Raw genomic sequence first — 19328 nt, 5'->3', positions numbered from 1 at the left:
TCGCTCTGCCAAATGGTACAAAATCGTAATTCGGTGCTGACTAACTAAAACTGTGTCGCCTGTCATGGGCCTGCCTTGCAGGCCATCGCCGGCAAGCCAGCTCCCACAGGGACTGCGCAAACCCCGAAGCTCGCGCTGAACCTGTGGGAGCCCGGCTTGCCGGCGATGGGCCGCACAGCGGCCCCAATGACCTGGCCTGATCAGTCAAACGGGGCGACCTTGGTCGCCCCGTTCGGGTTTTACGCTTGCTTACTCCTGCGGGGCCTCTTCGGCACCAGCAGCTTCTTCGTTGTCTGGCGCTTCAGCCTCGACGCCCTCTTCGTCCGCCTCGATCACATCATCGAGTTCGTCCTCGGAAGGCTCCTGGATACGCTCCAGGCCCACCAGCGTCTCGTCGGTAGCCAGCTTGATCAAGGTCACACCCTGAGTGTTACGACCCAGGCTGGACACCTCGCCAACGCGGGTACGCACCAGCGTGCCCTGGTCGGAGATCAGCATGATCTCCTCGCCTTCCTGCACCTGGATGGCACCGATCAGCAGACCGTTGCGCCCCTTGGTGCCCATGGCGATCACACCCTGGCCACCACGGCCGCGACGCGGGAACTTGGACAGCGGAGTGCGCTTGCCGAAGCCACGCTCGGAGGCAGTGAGAATCTGCGCGCCAGATTCCGGGATCAGCATGGAGATGATCTGCTGGCCCTTGCCCAGCTTCATGCCGCGCACGCCACGGGCGTTACGGCCCATCTCGCGCACCACGCTTTCAGCGAAGCGGATCACCTTGCCGGCGTCGGAGAACATCATGACTTCCTTGGCGCCGTCGGTGATGGCCGCGGCGATCAGGGTGTCACCTTCCTTGAGCTTCAGGGCGATCAGGCCGTTGGAGCGCGGACGGGCGAACTGCACCAGCGGGGTCTTCTTCACAGTACCCGAAGCGGTGGCCATGAAGATGTAGGCGCCGGTCGGCTCGGCCACCCATTCAGGGGTGTCGCCGTCTTCCTCGTCCACCTCCTCGGCCTCGACCACTTCGCCTTCGAGCACGGTGTCTTCCGCGTCCTCCAGCTCTTCGTCGGCGTCAGCGTTCTGCTGCAGGGCCTCGAGGTCGATCTGCAGCATGGCGGTAATGCGCTCACCTTCCTCCAGCGGCAACAGGTTGACCAGCGGACGGCCGCGGGCGGCGCGGGACGCTTCAGGGATGTCGTAGGTCTTCAGCCAGTACACCTTGCCCTTGCTGGAGAACAACAGCAGGGTGGCATGGCTGTTGGCAACCAGCAGGTGCTCGACGTAGTCCTCGTCCTTCACCCCGGTAGCCGACTTGCCTTTGCCGCCACGGCGCTGGGCCTGGTAGGCGGACAGCGGCTGGGTCTTGGCGTAGCCGCCGTGGGAGATGGTCACCACGCGCTCTTCTTCCGGGATCATGTCGCCGTAGTTGAGATCGTGGCGCGCATCGAGGATTTCGGTACGGCGGGCATCGCCATATTCGGCGCGGATGGCTTCCAGCTCTTCGCGGATCACTTCCATCAGGCGCTCGGCGCTGCTGAGGATGCGGATCAGTTCGCCGATCTGCTCGAGGATTTCCTGGTACTCGGCCAGCAGCTTCTCGTGCTCCAGGCCGGTCAGGCGGTGCAGGCGCAGGTCGAGAATGGCCTGGGCCTGTTCCGGCGACAGGTAGTACTTGCCTTCACGCAGGCCGTACTGCTCCGGCAGGTCCTCGGGGCGGCAGGAATCGGCGCCAGCGCGCTCGACCATGACCTGCACGGCACTGGATTCCCAGGCAGTGGAGATCAGGGCTTCCTTGGCCTCGGACGGGGTCGGCGAGGCCTTGATCAGGGCGATGACCGGGTCGATGTTGGACAGCGCGACCGCCTGGCCTTCGAGGATATGGCCGCGTTCGCGGGCCTTGCGCAGCTCGAACACGGTACGGCGGGTTACCACTTCACGGCGGTGACGCACGAACGCTTCGAGCAGGTCCTTGAGGTTGAGCAGACGCGGACGGCCGTCGACCAGGGCCACCACGTTGATACCGAATACGCTCTGCAGCTGGGTTTGCTGGTAGAGGTTGTTGAGCACCACTTCCGGCACCTCGCCGCGACGCAGCTCGATGACGATGCGCATGCCGTCCTTGTCGGACTCGTCGCGCAGCTCGGTGATGCCTTCGATCTTCTTCTCTTTGACCAGCTCGGCGATCTTTTCGATCAGGCGAGCCTTGTTCAGCTGGTACGGCAGCTCGGTAACCACGATCTGCTGGCGACCACCGACCTTGTCGATGTCTTCGATCTCGGAACGGGCGCGCATGTAGATGCGACCACGACCGGTACGATAGGCCTCGATGATGCCCTGGCGGCCGTTGATCAGGCCGGCAGTCGGGAAGTCCGGGCCAGGGATGTGCTGCATCAGCTCATCGATGGTGACTTCGGGGTTGTCGATGAGTGCCAGGCAGCCATCGATCACCTCGCCGAGGTTGTGCGGCGGGATGTTGGTCGCCATGCCCACGGCGATACCGCTGGAACCGTTGACCAGCAGGTTGGGAATACGGGTCGGCATGACCGCCGGGATCTGCTCGGTGCCGTCGTAGTTGGGCACCCAGTCGACGGTCTCCTTGTGCAGGTCGGCCAGCAGCTCGTGGGCCAGCTTGGCCATGCGCACTTCGGTGTATCGCATGGCTGCGGCGTTGTCGCCGTCCACCGAACCGAAGTTGCCCTGGCCGTCGACCAGCAGGTAGCGCAGCGAGAACGGCTGGGCCATACGCACGATGGTGTCGTAGACCGCGGTGTCGCCGTGCGGGTGGTACTTACCGATCACGTCACCGACCACACGGGCGGATTTCTTGTACGGCTTGTTCCAGTCGTTGCCCAGTTCGCTCATCGCATAGAGAACGCGACGATGCACGGGCTTCAAGCCGTCACGCGCATCGGGCAGCGCTCGCCCGACAATCACGCTCATCGCGTAGTCGAGGTAAGACTGTCTCAGTTCGTCTTCGATATTGACCGGGAGGATTTCTTTGGCCAGTTCGCCCATGAGAAGCCTGATTCCTTTTTCTGGTGAAACTTCGCAGCTCCATCAAGGGCCGAACGAAGCTCGCCGCCGCAGCGCATAAGGGTGCGACGACTTACGACAAATCAATGAGTTGTGCCATGGATCTGCGCAATGAAGGCCGCCGTGGTGGGCGGTCTTGGAAACTGCCGGATGTTATCACAAAGGCAGGGGCGGTGGGGAGATGTGGCAGGTGGCCTCACACGAGGTTGAATCTTCGGATTTTCACTGGCTTCTTCGCGGGCACGCCCGCTCCCACAGGGATCTCGCAACACTCGAGAGTGGTGGTGTCCCTGTGGGAGCGGGCGCGCCCGCGAAGAAGCCAGCGAGGTTTCCGGTCAGTGCAGGCGCTTGCGGCAGATCAATTGCGCCAGCTTGGCGGCATCCGGCCGCTCGACGATGCCGCGCTCGGTCACGATCACGTCGATCAGGTCGGCAGGGGTCACGTCGAATACCGGGTTGAACACCTCGACATCCGGCGCCACGCGGGTGCCGCCAATGTCCAGCAACTCGTCGGCAGCGCGCTCTTCCAGCGGGATGTCCTCGCCCGTGGCCAGGTTCAGGTCGATGCTGGTGCTCGGCGCCACCACCATGAAACGTACGCCGTGGTGCATGGCGCTGACCGCCAGCTGATAGGTGCCGATCTTGCTGGCCACGTCACCGTTGGCGGCGATGCAGTCCGCGCCCACCACCACCCAGGTGATGCCCTTGCTTTTCATCAGGTGGGCCAGCGCCGAGTCGGCGCACAGGGTCACCGGGATGCCTTCGTTGGCCAGTTCCCAGGCAGTCAGGCGCGAACCATGCAGCCAAGGGCGGGTCTCGCCGGCGTATACACGCTCGACCATGCCCTCCAGGTAACCGGCACGGATCACCCCCAGCGCGGTACCGAAACCACCACAGGCCAGAGCACCGGCATTGCCATAGGTGAGCAGGGTCTGGGCGTTGCCCTGGTGGCGACGAATCAGCTCGATACCGTACTGGGCCATGGTCAGGTTGGCCTCGCGATCGCTCTCGTGGATGGCCACCGCCTCGGCCTCCAGTGCCGCCAGCACGTCTTCGTCCGGACGCAGGCGCTGCAGGCGCTCACGCATGCGGTTCAGCGCCCAGAACAGGTTGGCGGCGGTAGGGCGCGCTTCAGCCAGGACAAGGAAGTCTTCCTCCAGGTCCATTTCCCAGTCGCCGCCCTCGGCCAGCCGCTCCTCAAGGGCCAGCACCAGGCCATAGGCCGCGGCAATGCCGATGGCCGAGGCGCCGCGCACGGCCATGTCGCGGATCGCCGCTGCAACCTGCGCGACATTGTCGCAGGCCAGCCAGCGCTCTTCCGACGGCAGCAGGCGCTGGTCGAGCAGGTGCAGGACGCCGCCCTGCCAGCGGATCCCGGTCACCTTCTCCGCCGCCAAAAGTCGCTCGCGCATCGCCTCTCCCCGTCGTTCGGATATCAAAAGCCGGCGATTATAGCGACCCTCGGGGCCGAGCGCTCGGGTATACTCCGGCGCAATTTTGCGAAGTTTCAGAGGACTGTTCTAATGAGCAACGTCGACCGCGCCGAAATCGCCAAGTTCGAAGCGCTGGCCCACCGCTGGTGGGACCGCGAAAGCGAGTTCAAGCCGCTGCACGAAATCAACCCGCTGCGCGTCAACTGGATCGACGAGCGCGTCAGCCTCGCCGGCAAGAAGGTGCTGGACGTGGGTTGCGGCGGCGGCATCCTCAGCGAGGCGATGGCCCTGCGCGGCGCCACGGTCACCGGCATCGACATGGGCGAGGCGCCACTGGCCGTGGCCCAGCTGCACCAGCTGGAGTCGGGCGTGCAGGTGGAATACCGGCAGATCACCGCCGAAGCCCTGGCCGAGGAAATGCCCGAACAGTTCGACGTGGTCACCTGCCTGGAAATGCTCGAGCACGTGCCCGACCCGTCTTCGGTCATCCGCGCCTGCTACCGCATGGTCAAGCCTGGCGGCCAGGTGTTCTTCTCCACCATCAACCGCAACCCCAAGGCCTACCTGCTGGCCATCGTCGGCGCCGAGTACATCCTGAAGATGCTGCCGCGCGGCACCCACGACTTCAAGAAGTTCATCCGCCCGTCCGAGCTGGGCGCCTGGAGCCGCGTTGCCGGCCTTCAGGTGAAAGACATCATCGGCCTGACCTACAACCCACTGACCAAGCACTACAAGCTCAGCAGCGACGTCGACGTCAACTACATGGTCCAGACCCTGCGCGAGGAATAAACATGAGTTTGCGAGCAGTACTCTTCGACATGGACGGCACCTTGCTCGACACGGCGCCGGACTTCATCGCCATCTGCCAGGCCATGCTCGCCGAGCGCGGCCTGCCGGCCGTCGATGACAAGGTGATCCGCGACGTGATCTCCGGCGGTGCCCGCGCGATGGTCGCCGCGACCTTCGCCATCAGCCCGGAGGCCGAGGGCTTCGAAGCCCTGCGCCTTGAGTTCCTCGAGCGCTACCAGCGTGACTGCGCGGTGCACAGCAAGCTGTTCGACGGCATGGCCGAGCTGCTGGCCGACATCGAGAAAGGCAACCTGCTGTGGGGCGTGGTCACCAACAAACCGGTGCGCTTCGCCGAGCCGATCATGCAGCAACTGGGCCTGGCCGAGCGTTCGGCGCTGCTGATCTGCCCGGACCACGTCAAGAACAGCAAGCCCGACCCCGAGCCGCTGATCCTCGCCTGCAAGACCCTCGGCCTGGACCCGGCCAGCGTACTGTTCGTCGGCGACGACCTGCGCGACATCGAGTCTGGCCGCGACGCCGGTACTCGCACGGCGGCAGTGCGCTACGGCTATATTCATCCAGAGGACAACCCCAACAACTGGGGCGCCGATGTGGTGGTGGACCACCCGCTGGAACTGCGCAAGGTGATCGACAGCGCGCTGTGCGGCTGCTGAACCCCGTCTAGACCGCAGCACAGCCCCTGTGGGAGCGGGTTCACCCGCGAATGCGCCAGCCCAGGCGATACCAGCGTCTGATAGTACGCATTCGCGGGTAAACCCGCTCCCACAGGGGACGGTGCCGCGCCAACGAACTCGAAGGACCTACCATGTTCGACTACACCGCCCGTCCCGACCTGCTGCAAGGCCGGGTCATCCTGGTTACCGGTGCCGGCCGCGGCATCGGCGCCGCTGCCGCCAAGGCCTACGCTGCGCTGGGCGCTACCGTGCTGCTGCTGGGCAAGACCGAGGCCAACCTCAACGAGGTCTACGACCAGATCGAAGCCGCCGGGCACCCGCAACCGGTAGTGATCCCGTTCAACCTGGAAACCGCCCTGCCCCACCAGTACGACGAACTGGCGGTGATGATCGAAGACCAGTTCGGCCGCCTCGACGGCCTGCTGAACAACGCTTCGATCATCGGCCCGCGTACGCCGCTGGAGCAGCTGTCGGGTGACAACTTCATGCGGGTGATGCACATCAACGTCAATGCCACCTTCATGCTCACCAGCACCCTGCTGCCGCTGCTGAAGCTGTCGGAAGACGCTTCGGTGGTGTTCACCAGCAGCAGCGTCGGGCGCAAGGGCCGGGCCTACTGGGGCGCCTATGGCGTGTCCAAGTTCGCCACCGAGGGCCTGATGCAAACCCTGGCCGATGAACTGGAAGGCGTGGCACCGGTGCGCTCCAACAGCATCAACCCGGGTGCCACGCGCACGGCGATGCGGGCACAGGCCTACCCTAGCGAAAACCCGCAGAACAACCCGCTGCCGGAAGAGATCATGCCGGTGTACCTGTACCTGATGGGGCCGGACAGCAAAGGGGTGAATGGGCAGGCGTTCAACGCCCAGTAAGCCATTTGCCTGTACCGGCCCTTTCGCGGGTGAACCCGCTCCCACAGGGTTATTCACCGCCCATGAGGGCAGCGCAGTACTTGTGGGAGCGGGTTTACCCGCGAAGAGGCCGGGACAGGAGAGCGATCAGCCTGCTGCCAACACCGGGCGCATGCGCCCCTGCTGGCGCCCTTCCAGCTGCATGCACCGTTCCAGGAACAGGTACATGCAGTCGTAGCTCTTGCAAATCGCCTTGCGCAGTTCATTGCGCAGCCCCAGGGTCGGGTTCTCGCCCGCCAGGGTGCAGATGATCTCCAGCGCCTCCCACGGGTGCGCGTCGTCATACTGGGCATGCATCTTCAGCCACTTCATCGCCCGCTTGCGCTGGTCTTCCGGGAAGCCCAGCGCATAGGTGTCGGTGGAGCACACCACCGCCGACCATTCACCGGTCGCACCTTCGATGGCGTAGTTGGTCGCCGCCATGGAAATAGCCAGGTTCTCGGTGGCGCACACGCGCCAGCACCAGTCGTTCAGGCCGTTCAGTTCAGGCGGCACTTCCTGGGCCTGCAGCTCGTGCAGGTGCACGCCATGCGCCTGGCACCAGTTCACCCAATAGTCGGCGTGGTTGAGCTCGACACGGATGTTGCGCATCAGCCAGCGCCGCGCCATGTCTTCGCCCTGGTGCCGGCCATAGCGGGTCTTGGTCAGGTTGTGGGCCATGTAAAGCGAAAACTGCTCCACCACCGGCCAGCCACCGATCAGGTACTGGCGAATGGTAGATTGCTTCAACTGGCCATCGCGCAGGCGCGCGTAGAACTCATGCTCGACTACCCGGCGCTTGCTCTCGCGGCAGTCTTCAATCAGTTGCTGGGCCCATTGGGGGTAGCTGGCGGGATCCATCAAAGGCCCGATACGAACGAATGCGTCAATCACTTTCAGCTCCTTGATCCTTGTGATTTCTAGCTAGCGAAACGTGCCAGGTGCCCGCTGCAACAGAGGCCGGGCGGCGATCCGTTGGCGCTGCAGACTGTCACAGGTGAACACCTGGGGGCGTTCGATGAGGTAGCCCTGGGCATAATCCACGCCAATTTCCTGCAAGGCCTGCTCGATCAAGGGTGTTTCGACGAATTCGGCAATGGTGCGCTTGCCCATTACGTGACCGATGTGGTTGATGACCTCGACCATGGCCCGGTTGACCGGGTCGTCGAGCATGTCCTTGACGAAACTTCCGTCGATCTTCAGGTAATCCACGGGCAAATGCTTGAGATAGGCGAACGACGACATGCCGGCGCAGAAATCATCGAGCGAGAAGCGACAACCCAGCCCCTTCAACTCGTTGATGAAACGGATGGCGCTGCCAAGGTTGGCTATGGCGCTGGTTTCGGTGATTTCGAAACAGATCATCCGCGGCGGAATGGCGTATTCGACGAACAGGCGTTGCAGGTATTCGAGGAACTTGTCATCGCCAATGCTCGACCCCGACAGGTTGATCGCACAGATCGACAGCGGCCCCTCGCGCCCTTCATCCAGGCACTGGCGGATGACCAGGAACACATTGCGCACCACCCAGCGGTCCAGCGCGGTCATCAGGCCGTAGCGCTCGGCCGCCGGGATGAAACTGCTGGGCAGGATGGTGCGCCCGCTTTCGTCGTGCAGGCGCAGCAGGATCTCGATATGGCCGGGGCCTTCGAAGGTTTTCAGCGGGGCGATTTCCTGGGCGTACAGGCAGAAGCGGTTTTCTTCCAGGGCCACGTGCAAGCGCTGGATCCAGGCCATTTCACCAAAGCGCATGGACAGCTCGCTGTCGTCGGCATGGTACACCTGCACGCGGTTGCGGCCCTTTTCCTTGGCCATGTAGCAAGCCATGTCGGCGGCGCGCAGCGAGGTTTCGAGGGTGCCGGGGGACTGGGCCATGTGCACAAGGCCGACACTGACGGTGGTGACGAACGGCCGCCCTTTCCACACGAAATGCAGGCTCTGCACCAGCTGGCGCAGCTGCTCGGCAATGCGCTCGGCCTGGTCGGGCGGGCAGTTTTCCAGCAGCACGCCGAATTCGTCACCACCCAGCCGGGCCAGGGTATCGCCCTCGCGCAGGCCGGACTGCAGCACGGCGCAGATGTGCCGCAGCAGCTCGTCGCCGGCGGCATGCCCGCAGGTATCGTTGACCAGCTTGAACTGGTCGAGGTCCAGGAACATCAGCGAATGCCGCCCGGCCTGGCGCGCCAGGTCATTGAGCGCCTGCTCCAGGCGGTATTCGAACTCGCGGCGGTTGGCCAGGCCGGTCAGGGCGTCATGGGTCGCCTGCCAGGACAGGTTGGCGATGTACTGGCGCTCCTGGGTCATGTCGTGCAGCACCAACACGATACCGCTGACCTGGCCGTCATTGACGATCGGCGAGCCGACCAGGTTGACCGACACAGTGCTGCCGTCCAGGCGCTGGATCAGCCGGGCATGCTCGGCGCCGCCCTTGAGGCTGCCGCTGAGCACCTGCTCGACCAGGCTGCGGCCGTCTTCCTCTGCCTGCTCGTCCACCAGGCTGAACAGCGCCGACAACGGCAGGCCCTGGGCTTGGCCGGCCTGCCAGTGGGTCAGTTGTTCGGCGGCCGGGTTCATGTAGCCGATACTGCCCTCCACATCGGTGGTAATCACCGCATCGCCAATGGCCTGCAGGGTAATCTGCGCCCGCTCCTTTTCTTCTTGCAGGGCGCTGGCAAAGGCCTGGCGCTGGGCCAGCAGCTTGCTGGAGCGGCGCCAGGCAATGGCAATCAGGAACATCGCGGTCAGCAGGTTGGTGATCAGCAGCACCCGCAGCAGCATGCGCGAACCCTCGCCCAAGGCATCGCTGAACGCCTTGGCGGCCGGGGTTACCCCTTCGTTGATGGTGACGATGCGCGCCTTCCAGTCGCTGAGCGTGCGGGCGTCGACCGGGCCAGCAGCAAAGCTGCTGCGCATTTCCACGGCCAGCATATCCAGCTTGCCCAGGTAGTCGTCGCCGATGTCCCAGTAGTCGATGGCCGTCTGCATGTAGCTTACGTTGCGAAAGTTACGGTAGAACCAGATGATCCGCTCGACATCGTCGGGGTGGTTACCGCCTTGCAGCACGGCCTGGCGTGCGGCATCCAGGTCGGGGCTGGGCTGGTCCATCACTTCGCGCAGTTGGTGGTCGCCCTGGGGCACGGTGATGGCCTGGCGATAGCGCTGATAGGTGCTGTCGTCGCGGGTTTCGGCGTACAGGTTGAGGTAGTAGATGGCGTCTTTCTGCGCCTTGGACCACAGGCTTTCGCCCGCGACGTAGGCACGCACGGCCGAGAGCGTATAAAGGCTCAGGCTGCCCAAGGCTACCTGGAAGACCACAACGGCGATGAAGGGCCAGGTGATGCCGAGCAACTTTGGCGCTTCTAGAGTGCGATGTCCCTTCATGGAGTCCCTGTCACAGAGCAGATAAGGCGCAAATCAACCCAGACAAAGCACAGCGTAGGCCATTTGCCATCCCGGTGGTTGGGTTTTTATGGCAGGAAAGGGGGGTGATTTGCATATGGCCTGAACTGGCACTGTGGGAGCGGCCTTGCGTCGCGAAAGGGCTGCAAAGCAGCCCCGGCAATTTCTGCATCTGCCTTGATTGTCTGGGGCCGCTTTGCGGCCCTTTCGCGACGCAAGGCCGCTCCCACAGGGGCCCGCACAGGCAGCCACAAATTCAGCTCTGCTGCAGGTGCCCGTAAAGCTTGGCATACAACCCACCCTCGGCAATCAGCTGCTGGTGGTCGCCATCCTCGGCCACATGCCCGCCGTCGAACACCAGCACCCGGTCGGCCTGTTTCACCGCCGACAGGCGGTGGGCGATGATCAGTGTGGTACGGCCACTGAGGAAGCGCGCCAGGGCCTGGTGCAGGTTGTATTCGGTGGCGGCATCCAGGGCCGAGGTGGCTTCGTCGAGGATCACCACCTTGGGTTCGGCCAGCACCATGCGGGCAATGGCCAGGCGCTGGCGCTGGCCACCGGACAAGCGCACGCCGGAGCGCCCCACCACACTGTCCAAACCCTGCGGCAAGGCGGCGATGGTGGCATCCAGCTGAGCGATGCGCAGTGCCTGCCAGCAGGCCTCATCACTGCAGTCACGGCCCATGGTCAGGTTGGCGCGCACGGTGTCGTTGAACAACGACGGGTGCTGCAACACCACCGCGACGTTTTCACGCAGGGTTTCCAGGCCGATTTCCTGCAGGCTGGCACCGCCAAAGCGGATGGTGCCGGCCTGGGCGCTGTAAAGCCCCAGCAACAGCTGCACCAGGGTGCTCTTGCCGCCACCGCTGGCGCCGACTATCGCCACCTTCTCGCCCGGGGCGATGGACAGGTCGAGGTGCTCGAGCACCGGCTCGTCGGCATAGGCAAAGCGCAGGTCGCGTACTTCGATACCTACCGTCTCGCGGCCGGCGAACGGGTCGCTGGCCGCCGGATACTGCGGCTCGTCGGCGCGTGCCAGCAGTTCGTTGAGGCGGCTCAATGCACCGCCGGCGGCGTAGTAGGCGTATTGCAGGTTTAGCAGCTGCTCCACCGGGCCGATCATGAACCACAGGTAGCTGAATACCGCCAGCATCTGGCCGATCGACAGGTCGGAGAACAGCACGGTGAGCATGGCCGCGGCGCGGAAGATATCGATGCCGAACTGGAACAGCAGGCCACTGGCGCGGCCGCTGGCATCGCTCTTCCACTGCGAGTCCACGGCGTAGTCCCGCACTTCGCGGGCGCGCAGGCCAAGGCGACCGAGGAAGTAGCCCTGGCGGTTACCGGCACGGATTTCCTGAATGGCGTCGAGGGTTTCCGCCAGCGCCTGGGTAAAGCGTGCGGTGCTGTCGTTCTCGAGCTTTTTCAGGTGCTTGACGCGCTTGCCCAACTGCACGGTGAAATAGATCACCAGCGGGTTGAACAGCAATATCAGCATGGCCAGCTGCCAGTGCATCCAGATCAGGATGGCCGCCGTGCCGGTGAGGGTCAGCATGGCCACCAGGAAGCGGCTCAGGGTTTCGCCGACGAACTTGTCGAGGGTGTCCAGGTCGGTGACCAGATGGGTGGTTACCGTGCCGCTACCCAGGCTTTCGTATTCCTTAAGCGAGATGCGCTTGAGCCGCTCTATCAGGCGAATGCGCAGGCGATAGACGATGTCCTTGGCCAGGCCGGCGAACAGCTTGGCCTGGATCACGTTGAACGCCAGCGCGGCCAGGCGCAGGCACAGGGTCAGCAGCAACATCAGGCCTATGTAGCCCGCCGCCACCTGCCAGCTGGATGGCAGCAGGTGGTTCATCCACTTCAGCGCGGCATCGCCATGGCCCAGCAGCACTTCGTCCACCAGCAGCGGCAGCAACAGCGGGATGGGCACGCTGCAGCAGGCCGCCAATACGGCGATGAAGTTGGCGGACCAGAGGTTTTTCTTGTGATGCAGGGCCAGGCGGCGGATTTCCGCCCAGCTCAGTCGATCGGCCACAGTGTGAGGCTTGCCCGGCACCGGGTCGGGTGACCCAGGCACATCAAGCACAGGCGGCCTGCTGCAGCCAGCGGCCGAGCAAGGGTTGCAGGCGCTCCAGCGGCTGATAGCCGTTGGTCAGCAGGGCCAGTTGGCCATTGCGTTCGGCCAGCAAGGTCGGGAAACCGGCGATGCCCAGGTCCTGGGCCCAGCTGAAATCGGCTGCAGTGGCGGCGCGAGTGTCGGCACAGGCGAAGGCCTCGGCGAACACGGTGCGGTCGAAGCCTGCCTGTTCGGCCAGGTCGACCAGATGCGGCGCAATGGTGACGTCCACGCCCTGCTCGTAGAACGAACGCTGGATCAGCGCCAGCAGCGGCCAGACGCGTTCGGCGTCCAGCTCGCGGGCGGTGACCAGGGCACGGCAGGCCGGCTCGGTGTCGTAGACGAAGCCGTCGGGCATGGCCCCCTCGAAGCGGAACGGCTGGCCGGTGGCGTCGGCCACCGCCTGCCAGTGTTCAAGGATGTACTTGCGGGTAGAGCTGTCCAGGGCACTGCCGCCGGTACGCAGCCCGCCCGGCACCAGGCGGGTAGGCACGCCTGCGTCACGCGCCTGGGCGATCAGGGCCGCTGCCACGGGTGCGAAACCCCAGCACCACGAGCACATCGGGTCCATCACATAGATCAGGCGTGCAGACATGCATCAAGCCTCGGCTTTGTAGTTGTAACCGATCGGGTGCGGCAGGTTGCGGGCCTTGGCCAGCTCGATCTGCTTCTGCCGGTCGATGGCGCTACGCCGGGTCTTCTCGCTCAGGGTGTCCCAGCAGTGCGGGCAGCTGACCCCTGGCGAATAGTGCTCGGACGCGCGCTCCTCTGCGTTGATCGGGTGGCGGCAGGCGTGGCACTGGTCGTACTCGCCTTCGCTCAGGTCATGGCGCACCGTGACGCGGTTGTCGAAGACGAAGCAGTCGCCGTCCCACAGGCTTTCTTCCTGAGGCACTTCCTCGAAGTATTTCAGGATGCCGCCCTTAAGATGATAGACCTCCTCGAAGCCTTCACCGAGCATGTAGCTGGAGGCTTTTTCGCAACGGATACCGCCAGTACAGAACATGGCAACCTTCTTGTGCTTGCTGGGGTCGAAGTTGGCCTTGATGTAGTCGGGGAACTCGCGGAAGGTTTCGGTCTTCGGGTCGATGGCGCCCTTGAAGGTGCCGATGGCCACTTCGTAGTCGTTGCGGGTGTCGATCAGCAGCACTTCCGGGTCGCTGATCAGCGCGTTCCAGTCCTTGGGCTCGACGTAGGTGCCGACCGCCTGGTTCGGGTCCACGCCCGGTACGCCGAGGGTTACGATCTCTTTCTTGAGCTTGACCTTGGTGCGGTAGAACGGCTGTTCGTCGCAGTACGATTCCTTGTGGTCGACATCGGCCAGGCGTGGGTCGTTGCGCAGCCAGGCCAGCAGGCCGTCGATGCCTTCGCGGGTGGCCGACACGGTGCCGTTGATGCCCTCGTGGGCCAGCAGCAGGGTGCCCTTGACGTTGTTGTCGAGCATGGTCTTGAGCAGCGGCTCACGTAGCTCGACGTAGTCTTCCAGGGTGATGAACTTGTACAGCGCCGCGACGACGATGGGTTGGGACATGAAGCAGGATCTCCAGTGGTTGCCCTCGTAAGGGGCGGACCGGGTTACACAAGAAACAGGGGGCCGCTGCGCGCCCCATCGCCGGCAAGCCAGCTCCCACATGTATTGCGCCACACTCAAGAAGGGCACTTTACCTGTGGGAGCCGGCTTGCCGGCGATGGGCTGCACAGCAGCCCCCTTTTGGGATGTTGCGGATTCTACCAGAACAACAACAAGGTTTCAGTGCCCGCCGCCCGCGCACACCGGCGAGGCCGGTGCAACGCCGACCTTGGCCCACTCTTCGGCGGTGTAGGTGTGGATGGCCAGGGCATGGATCTCGCCCATCAGCTCACCCATGGTGGCGTACACCTTCTGGTGGCGCTTGACGCTGTTCAACCCGGCAAACTGCTCGCTGACGATCACTGCCTTGTAGTGGGTCTCCTGACCACGACTGTGCATGTGGCTTTCATTGAGCACTTGCAGGTGTTGCGGCGCCAGGGCGGCCAGCTGCTGTTCGATACGCTGTTGCATGGTCATCGCGGCGTACTCACTTCTTCGCCGGGGCGGCGGCCTTGCCAGCGTTCGGGTCCAGTTCCTTGGTCATGTCGTCCAGCAGCTTGTTAACCACCGGTACCGCTGGCTCCAGGCTCTGCTGGGTCAGCTGGGCCGACTGCTGGGTGACCTTGGGCATTTCGCGCAGCACTTTCTTGCCCAGCGGCGATTCGTAGAACTTGACCAGGTCCTTGAGCTCCTGCTCGGTGAAGGTCTGGGTGTACAGGTCGACCATCTTCGGCTTCAGCTTGTTCCAGCCGATGGCGTTGTCCAGCGCGGCGTTGGCCTTGGCCTGGTAGCTTTCCAGCACCGGCTGCTTGGTGGCCGGGGCCTTGGTCTGGGCGAAACGCTGGGCGAACATCTGCTGGACCTGCATGTACACCGGGGTGCCCAGCTTGTCGGCGTTGGCCAGGGTCAGGAATTTCTCGGCAGCAGCGTTGTGGCTGGCGGTGGCAGCGAGTACCTGGCCGCTGGCGCAAGCCAGGGCAACGGCGGCACAAAGGACACGGAGACGGGTCATTGCATTTCCTTCAGAAGAGAGGGAGGCGGGTACCTCAGAGTAGAGCATTCTGCGCCGTGGTGGCGATGTGCTCAAGTGGCACGACGAGCGACGGAACCGCTCGGTCGAATCAGGGCCTAAACTGCGAATTCGAACTACAAGGGAGTGAGTACAGAATGAGCCGTATCGAGACAGACAGCCTGGGCCCGGTCGAAGTTCCTGAGGACGCCTACTGGGGTGCGCAGACCCAGCGTTCGCTGATCAACTTCGCCATTGGCAAGGAACGCATGCCCATCGCGGTGCTGCATGCCCTGGCGCTGATCAAGAAGGCCGCGGCACGCGTCAACGACCGCAACGGCGACTTGCCGGCCGACATCGCCCGGCTGATCGAACAGGCCGCCGACGAAGTGCTGGGCGGCGAGCATGACGACCAGTTCCCGCTGGTGGTCTGGCAGACCGGCAGCGGCACCCAGAGCAACATGAACGTCAACGAAGTGATCGCCGGTCGGGCCAATGAACTGGCCGGCAAGGGCCGTGGCGGCAAGGCGCCCGTGCACCCCAACGACCACGTCAACCGCTCGCAGAGCTCCAACGACTGCTTCCCCACCGCCATGCACATCGCTGCGGCGCAGGCGGTGCACGACAAGCTGCTGCCGGCCATCGCCGAGCTGTCCTCGGGGCTGGCCGAGCTGTCGGCACGCCACCACAAGCTGGTAAAGACCGGCCGCACGCACATGATGGACGCCACGCCGATCACCTTCGGCCAGGAGGTCTCGGCCTTCGTCGCGCAGCTCGACTACGCCCAGCGTGCCATCCGCGCCACCCTGCCGGCGGTGTGCGAACTGGCCCAGGGTGGCACTGCCGTGGGTACCGGGCTCAACGCCCCGCATGGTTTTGCCGAAGCCATCGCCGCCGAGCTGGCGGCGCTGTCCGGCCTGCCGTTCGTCACTGCGCCGAACAAGTTCGCTGCCCTCGCCGGCCACGAGCCGCTGACCAGCCTGGCCGGCGCCCTGAAGACCCTGGCCGTGGCCCTGATGAAAATCGCCAATGACCTGCGCCTGCTGGGTTCCGGCCCGCGCGCCGGGTTGGCCGAAGTACGCCTGCCGGCCAACGAGCCGGGCAGCTCGATCATGCCAGGCAAGGTCAACCCTACCCAGTGCGAGGCGCTGTCGATGCTGGCCTGTCAGGTGCTGGGCAACGACGCGGCGATCGGCTTTGCCGCCAGCCAGGGGCATTTGCAACTGAACGTGTTCAAGCCGGTGATCATCCACAACCTGCTGCAGTCGATCGAATTGCTGTCTGACGGCTGCCGCAACTTCCAGCAGCACTGCGTGGCGGGCATCGAGCCGGATGCCGAGCAGATGGCGGCGCACCTGGAACGGGGGCTGATGCTGGTGACGGCGTTGAACCCGCATATTGGCTATGACAAGGCAGCGGAAATTGCCAAGAAGGCCTATGGCGAAGGCAAGACCTTGCGCGAGGCGGCACTGGAGTTGAAGTACCTGACCAATGAGCAGTTCGACCAGTGGGTGAGGCCGGAGAACATGCTGGCTCCGGGGGGCAAGGGCTAGATCACCTGTCGCCTGTACCGGCCTCTTCGCGGGCTTGCCCGCTCCCACAGGATCTCCACAGTCTTGCAGATTGGTGCAGTACCTGTGGGAGCGGGCAAGCCCGCAAAAGCGCCGGTACAGGCGATCATTGAGCCTGGGCCAACCGCGCCCTGCGGGCGCGCCACCCGGCCACCAGCGAAGGCCCCAGTGCCACCAGCGCAGAGCCTAGCACCACGGTCACCGCCCCCACATAGCCCAGGGCATTGATATCCTCGGCGTGCACATAATCAGGCCAGACCAACGCCGCCAGTGCCACCGCGACAAAGGTCACCAGCGGGGTCAGCGCCAGCGTGGCACTCACCCGCGACGCCTCCCAGTGCGCCAGCGCCTCGGCGAACGCGCCATAGGCCACCAGGGTGTTCAGGCAACAGGCCAGCAACAGCCAGCCTTGCACCGAGGTCAGCTGCAACGCCTCCAACGGGTGGGCCCAGGGTATCAGCAGCGCGGCGCAACTGAGGTAGATCACCATCATTACCTGCTGCGAATGCCACACCGTCAGCAACTGCTTCTGGCTGAGCGCATAGAACACCCAGACGCTGGTGGCCAACAGGATGGTCAACACGCCGGTGGTATAGGTGCCGAGCGAGGTCAGCAGCTCTTCCAGGCGCTGGTTGAAAAACAGCCCGAACCCCGCCAGCAGGATCAGCAGACCCACGCCCTGCCCCAGGCTGAAGCGCTCGCGAAACACGAACACGCTGGCCACCAGCAACAGCACCGGGCCGATCTGCACGACCAGTTGCGCGGTGCCCGGGCTGAGCAGGTTCAGGCCAATCAGGTACAGCACGTAGTTGCCCATCAGGCCGAGCACGGCCACTAACACCAGGCCTTTGCCCTTGGGCGTCAGCTTGCTGAAGGAAGGCAGCCTGCGCTTGGCGGCCAGCCAGGCGAACAGCAGGCCGCCGGAGACCAGCAGGCGGTACCAGGTGACGGTGACCGGGTCGACCACTTGCAGCACCTGCTTGAGCTTGATCGGCAGGATGCCCCAGAGCAACGCCGTCAAAAGTGCCAGGAAAAGGCCATAGCCCCAGCGGCCGGTAATGGTGTGCATAAAATCCTCGATCGAGCCCGTGGTGGGGGTGGTTGAATTCTACGGGCTTGAAGGGCGGGGACGGTGGCGGGTGCCGGGAAAAGAATTCATCAGGTCATTCTTCTGTGGCATGGCTTGGCGGGTGTGCTGCCTGTTCTGGCCCTTTCGCGGGCACGCCCGCTCCCACAGGGCCCCCACAAGATTCAGAGTGTGTGCGAATCCTGTGGGAGCGGGCGTGCCCGCGAAGAGGCCAGAACAGGCAACCAACAAGCCTGGCTATTTCTTGTCCTTGGCAAACGCCGCCTCAAGCGCCTGGTTGATGGTGCGCAACACCTTCACCCGCGCCCAGCGCTTGTCGTTGGCCTCCACCAGCGTCCACGGCGCAATTTCGGTGCTGGTGCGGTCGACCATGTCGCCCACCGCCTGGACATAGTCGTCCCACTTGTCGCGGTTGCGCCAGTCATCCTCGGTGATCTTGTAACGCTTGAACGGGATCTGCTCGCGCTCTTCGAAACGCTCCAGCTGGGTTTGCTGGTCGATCGCCAACCAGAACTTGACCACCACCGTGCCGGCATTCACCAGCTGTTCCTCGAAATCGTTGATCTCGCTGTAGGCACGCATCCAGTCCGCCGGGCTGCAGAAGCCTTCCACACGTTCCACCAGCACCCGGCCATACCAGGAACGGTCGAAGATGGTGAACTTGCCACGCGCCGGAATGTGCCGCCAGAACCGCCACAGGTATGGCTGCGCGCGTTCTTCTTCAGTGGGTGCCGCAATGGGCACGATGCGGTACTGGCGCGGGTCCAGCGCGGCGGCCACGCGGCGGATGGCACCGCCCTTGCCGGCAGCGTCGTTGCCTTCGAACACCGCCACCAAGGCATGTCGGCGCATGTGCTTGTGGCGCAGCAGGCCGGCCAGGCGGGCCTGCTCGGTGACCAGTTGCTCCTGATAGTCGGACTTGTCCAGGCGCAGGGTCATGTCCAGCGCGCCGAGCAGGCTGCGCTGGTCGATGCTGCGGCCCAGCGGGGCGACGTTGCCCTGATGCTTGCCTTTGGGGTTGTTGTCCAGTGCCGCCTGCAGGCTTTCCAGCAGGATGCGCCCTACCGCCAGGCTGCGGTAGTTCGGGTCGACGCCCTCGATGACATGCCATGGCGCGTAGTCGCGGCTGGTGCGGCGCAGCACGCGCTCACCAAAGCGCACGAAACGGTCGTAGGTTTCCGACTGCTGCCAGTCCAGCGGGCTGATCTTCCAGCTGTGCAGCGGGTCGTCCTTGAGCGATTTCAGCCGCGCCTTCATCTGCTTCTTGGACAGGTGGAACCAGAACTTGATGATCAACGCACCTTCGTCGCACAGCATCTCTTCCAGGCGTTCGGCGCCGGTGATGGCCTGGTCGAGCACGGCATCCTTGAACACCCCGTGCACCCGCCCCTGCAGCATCTGGCTGTACCAGTTGCCGAAGAACACGCCCATCCGCCCCTTGGGTGGCAGGGCCCGCCAGTAGCGCCAGGCCGGCGGGCGGGCCAGCTCTTCGTCGGTCTGCTGGTCGAAGGTGAGCACATCGATCATGCGCGGGTCCATCCACTCGTTCAGCAGTTTGACCGTCTCGCCCTTGCCGGCGCCTTCGATACCGTTGATCAGCACGATTACCGGGAAGCGCGCCTGCTGCTTGAGTTCGTACTGGGCTTCGAGCAGGGCCTCGCGCAAAGCGGGTACCTCGGCGTCGTAAGCCTCCTTGTCGATGCTGTGGCCGATTTCTGCGGATTCGAACATGC

At 64.2% G+C, this 19328-nt stretch carries 15 protein-coding genes; 4 read left to right on the top strand and 11 right to left on the bottom strand.

From position 1 onward, the window contains the following. Positions 1–249: 249 nt before the first annotated feature. The gene (gyrA, locus tag MJ643_RS18990) at positions 250–3015 is read right to left on the bottom strand and encodes a DNA gyrase subunit A (RefSeq protein WP_013971451.1); all 2766 of its coding nucleotides are present in this window, start codon (positions 3013–3015) and stop codon (positions 250–252) included. Between the two features lie 353 nt (positions 3016–3368). Beyond that, a complete protein-coding gene (mtnA, locus tag MJ643_RS18985; protein WP_024086446.1) occupies positions 3369–4445 on the bottom strand; it encodes an S-methyl-5-thioribose-1-phosphate isomerase in 1077 nt (358 codons plus the stop codon). 111 nt (positions 4446–4556) lie between these two features. Between mtnA and ubiG the strand changes: the two genes are divergently transcribed. The 3 genes from ubiG to MJ643_RS18970 all read left to right on the top strand — a co-directional run bounded on the left by ubiG (position 4557) and on the right by MJ643_RS18970 (position 6822). Further along, entirely contained in the window at positions 4557–5255 is a 699-nt protein-coding gene (ubiG, locus tag MJ643_RS18980; protein ID WP_003260863.1) for a bifunctional 2-polyprenyl-6-hydroxyphenol methylase/3-demethylubiquinol 3-O-methyltransferase UbiG, read from the top strand. Between the two features lie 2 nt (positions 5256–5257). Further along, a complete protein-coding gene (gene mupP, locus MJ643_RS18975) occupies positions 5258–5929 on the top strand; it encodes an N-acetylmuramic acid 6-phosphate phosphatase MupP (RefSeq protein ID WP_024086445.1) in 672 nt (223 codons plus the stop codon). A 152-nt stretch (positions 5930–6081) separates the two neighbouring features. Beyond that, positions 6082–6822, top strand: a complete 741-nt coding sequence (locus MJ643_RS18970) for a YciK family oxidoreductase (RefSeq protein ID WP_015269300.1) — start codon at positions 6082–6084, stop codon at positions 6820–6822. A gap of 126 nt (positions 6823–6948) precedes the next feature. Here the strand turns inward: MJ643_RS18970 and MJ643_RS18965 are convergent, their stop codons facing one another. From MJ643_RS18965 to MJ643_RS18935, 7 genes are all read right to left on the bottom strand, one after another. Next, the gene (locus MJ643_RS18965; protein ID WP_015269299.1) at positions 6949–7734 is read right to left on the bottom strand and encodes an iron-containing redox enzyme family protein; all 786 of its coding nucleotides are present in this window, start codon (positions 7732–7734) and stop codon (positions 6949–6951) included. Positions 7735–7764: 30 nt separating this feature from the next. Further along, positions 7765–10221 (bottom strand): EAL domain-containing protein, encoded by a 2457-nt coding sequence (locus MJ643_RS18960; RefSeq protein ID WP_038409033.1) that lies wholly within the window; start codon positions 10219–10221, stop codon positions 7765–7767. Positions 10222–10495: 274 nt separating this feature from the next. Then, positions 10496–12328 carry an ABC transporter ATP-binding protein gene (locus MJ643_RS18955; RefSeq protein WP_023662524.1) on the bottom strand — a complete coding sequence of 611 codons (1833 nt, stop codon included), beginning with the start codon at positions 12326–12328 and terminating at the stop codon, positions 10496–10498. Next, positions 12321–12953, bottom strand: a complete 633-nt coding sequence (locus tag MJ643_RS18950; RefSeq protein WP_015269296.1) for a DsbA family protein — start codon at positions 12951–12953, stop codon at positions 12321–12323. The genes MJ643_RS18955 and MJ643_RS18950 overlap by 8 nt, the downstream gene beginning before the upstream one ends. Before the next feature lie 3 nt (positions 12954–12956). Then, the gene (locus MJ643_RS18945) at positions 12957–13889 is read right to left on the bottom strand and encodes a rhodanese-related sulfurtransferase (RefSeq protein ID WP_024086442.1); all 933 of its coding nucleotides are present in this window, start codon (positions 13887–13889) and stop codon (positions 12957–12959) included. A gap of 219 nt (positions 13890–14108) precedes the next feature. Next, positions 14109–14405, bottom strand: a complete 297-nt coding sequence (locus MJ643_RS18940) for a BolA family protein (RefSeq protein ID WP_003252644.1) — start codon at positions 14403–14405, stop codon at positions 14109–14111. Positions 14406–14415: 10 nt separating this feature from the next. After that, the gene (locus MJ643_RS18935) at positions 14416–14940 is read right to left on the bottom strand and encodes a DUF2059 domain-containing protein (protein WP_003259051.1); all 525 of its coding nucleotides are present in this window, start codon (positions 14938–14940) and stop codon (positions 14416–14418) included. 155 nt (positions 14941–15095) lie between these two features. On the opposite strand from MJ643_RS18935, the gene MJ643_RS18930 reads away from it, so the two are divergent. Beyond that, the gene (locus tag MJ643_RS18930) at positions 15096–16490 is read left to right on the top strand and encodes a class II fumarate hydratase (RefSeq protein WP_024086441.1); all 1395 of its coding nucleotides are present in this window, start codon (positions 15096–15098) and stop codon (positions 16488–16490) included. 124 nt (positions 16491–16614) lie between these two features. Here the strand turns inward: MJ643_RS18930 and MJ643_RS18925 are convergent, their stop codons facing one another. Continuing rightward, a complete protein-coding gene (locus MJ643_RS18925) occupies positions 16615–17577 on the bottom strand; it encodes a DMT family transporter (RefSeq protein WP_047594988.1) in 963 nt (320 codons plus the stop codon). Positions 17578–17832: 255 nt separating this feature from the next. Then, positions 17833–19326 (bottom strand): polyphosphate:AMP phosphotransferase, encoded by a 1494-nt coding sequence (gene pap, locus MJ643_RS18920; RefSeq protein WP_024086439.1) that lies wholly within the window; start codon positions 19324–19326, stop codon positions 17833–17835. Between the last annotated feature and the right edge of the window lie 2 nt (positions 19327–19328).

It is taken from the genome of Pseudomonas sp. PNPG3 (assembly GCF_023093815.1).
GTDB classification, from domain to species: Bacteria; Pseudomonadota; Gammaproteobacteria; order Pseudomonadales; family Pseudomonadaceae; genus Aquipseudomonas; species Aquipseudomonas asiatica.
This window is presented reverse-complemented; position numbering and strand designations above follow the sequence as displayed.

What these genes read in the sequence shown, in the direction of transcription:
- gyrA (WP_013971451.1), bottom strand. Translation starts at nt 3,015, where the DNA reads ATGGGCGAACTGGCCAAAGAAATCCTCCCGGTCAATATCGAAGACGAA.
- mtnA (WP_024086446.1), bottom strand. Translation starts at nt 4,445, where the DNA reads ATGCGCGAGCGACTTTTGGCGGCGGAGAAGGTGACCGGGATCCGCTGG.
- ubiG (WP_003260863.1), top strand. Translation starts at nt 4,557, where the DNA reads ATGAGCAACGTCGACCGCGCCGAAATCGCCAAGTTCGAAGCGCTGGCC.
- mupP (WP_024086445.1), top strand. Translation starts at nt 5,258, where the DNA reads ATGAGTTTGCGAGCAGTACTCTTCGACATGGACGGCACCTTGCTCGAC.
- MJ643_RS18970 (WP_015269300.1), top strand. Translation starts at nt 6,082, where the DNA reads ATGTTCGACTACACCGCCCGTCCCGACCTGCTGCAAGGCCGGGTCATC.
- MJ643_RS18960 (WP_038409033.1), bottom strand. Translation starts at nt 10,221, where the DNA reads ATGAAGGGACATCGCACTCTAGAAGCGCCAAAGTTGCTCGGCATCACC.
- MJ643_RS18950 (WP_015269296.1), bottom strand. Translation starts at nt 12,953, where the DNA reads ATGTCTGCACGCCTGATCTATGTGATGGACCCGATGTGCTCGTGGTGC.
- MJ643_RS18945 (WP_024086442.1), bottom strand. Translation starts at nt 13,889, where the DNA reads ATGTCCCAACCCATCGTCGTCGCGGCGCTGTACAAGTTCATCACCCTG.
- MJ643_RS18940 (WP_003252644.1), bottom strand. Translation starts at nt 14,405, where the DNA reads ATGACCATGCAACAGCGTATCGAACAGCAGCTGGCCGCCCTGGCGCCG.
- MJ643_RS18935 (WP_003259051.1), bottom strand. Translation starts at nt 14,940, where the DNA reads ATGACCCGTCTCCGTGTCCTTTGTGCCGCCGTTGCCCTGGCTTGCGCC.
- MJ643_RS18930 (WP_024086441.1), top strand. Translation starts at nt 15,096, where the DNA reads ATGAGCCGTATCGAGACAGACAGCCTGGGCCCGGTCGAAGTTCCTGAG.
- MJ643_RS18925 (WP_047594988.1), bottom strand. Translation starts at nt 17,577, where the DNA reads ATGCACACCATTACCGGCCGCTGGGGCTATGGCCTTTTCCTGGCACTT.
- pap (WP_024086439.1), bottom strand. Translation starts at nt 19,326, where the DNA reads ATGTTCGAATCCGCAGAAATCGGCCACAGCATCGACAAGGAGGCTTAC.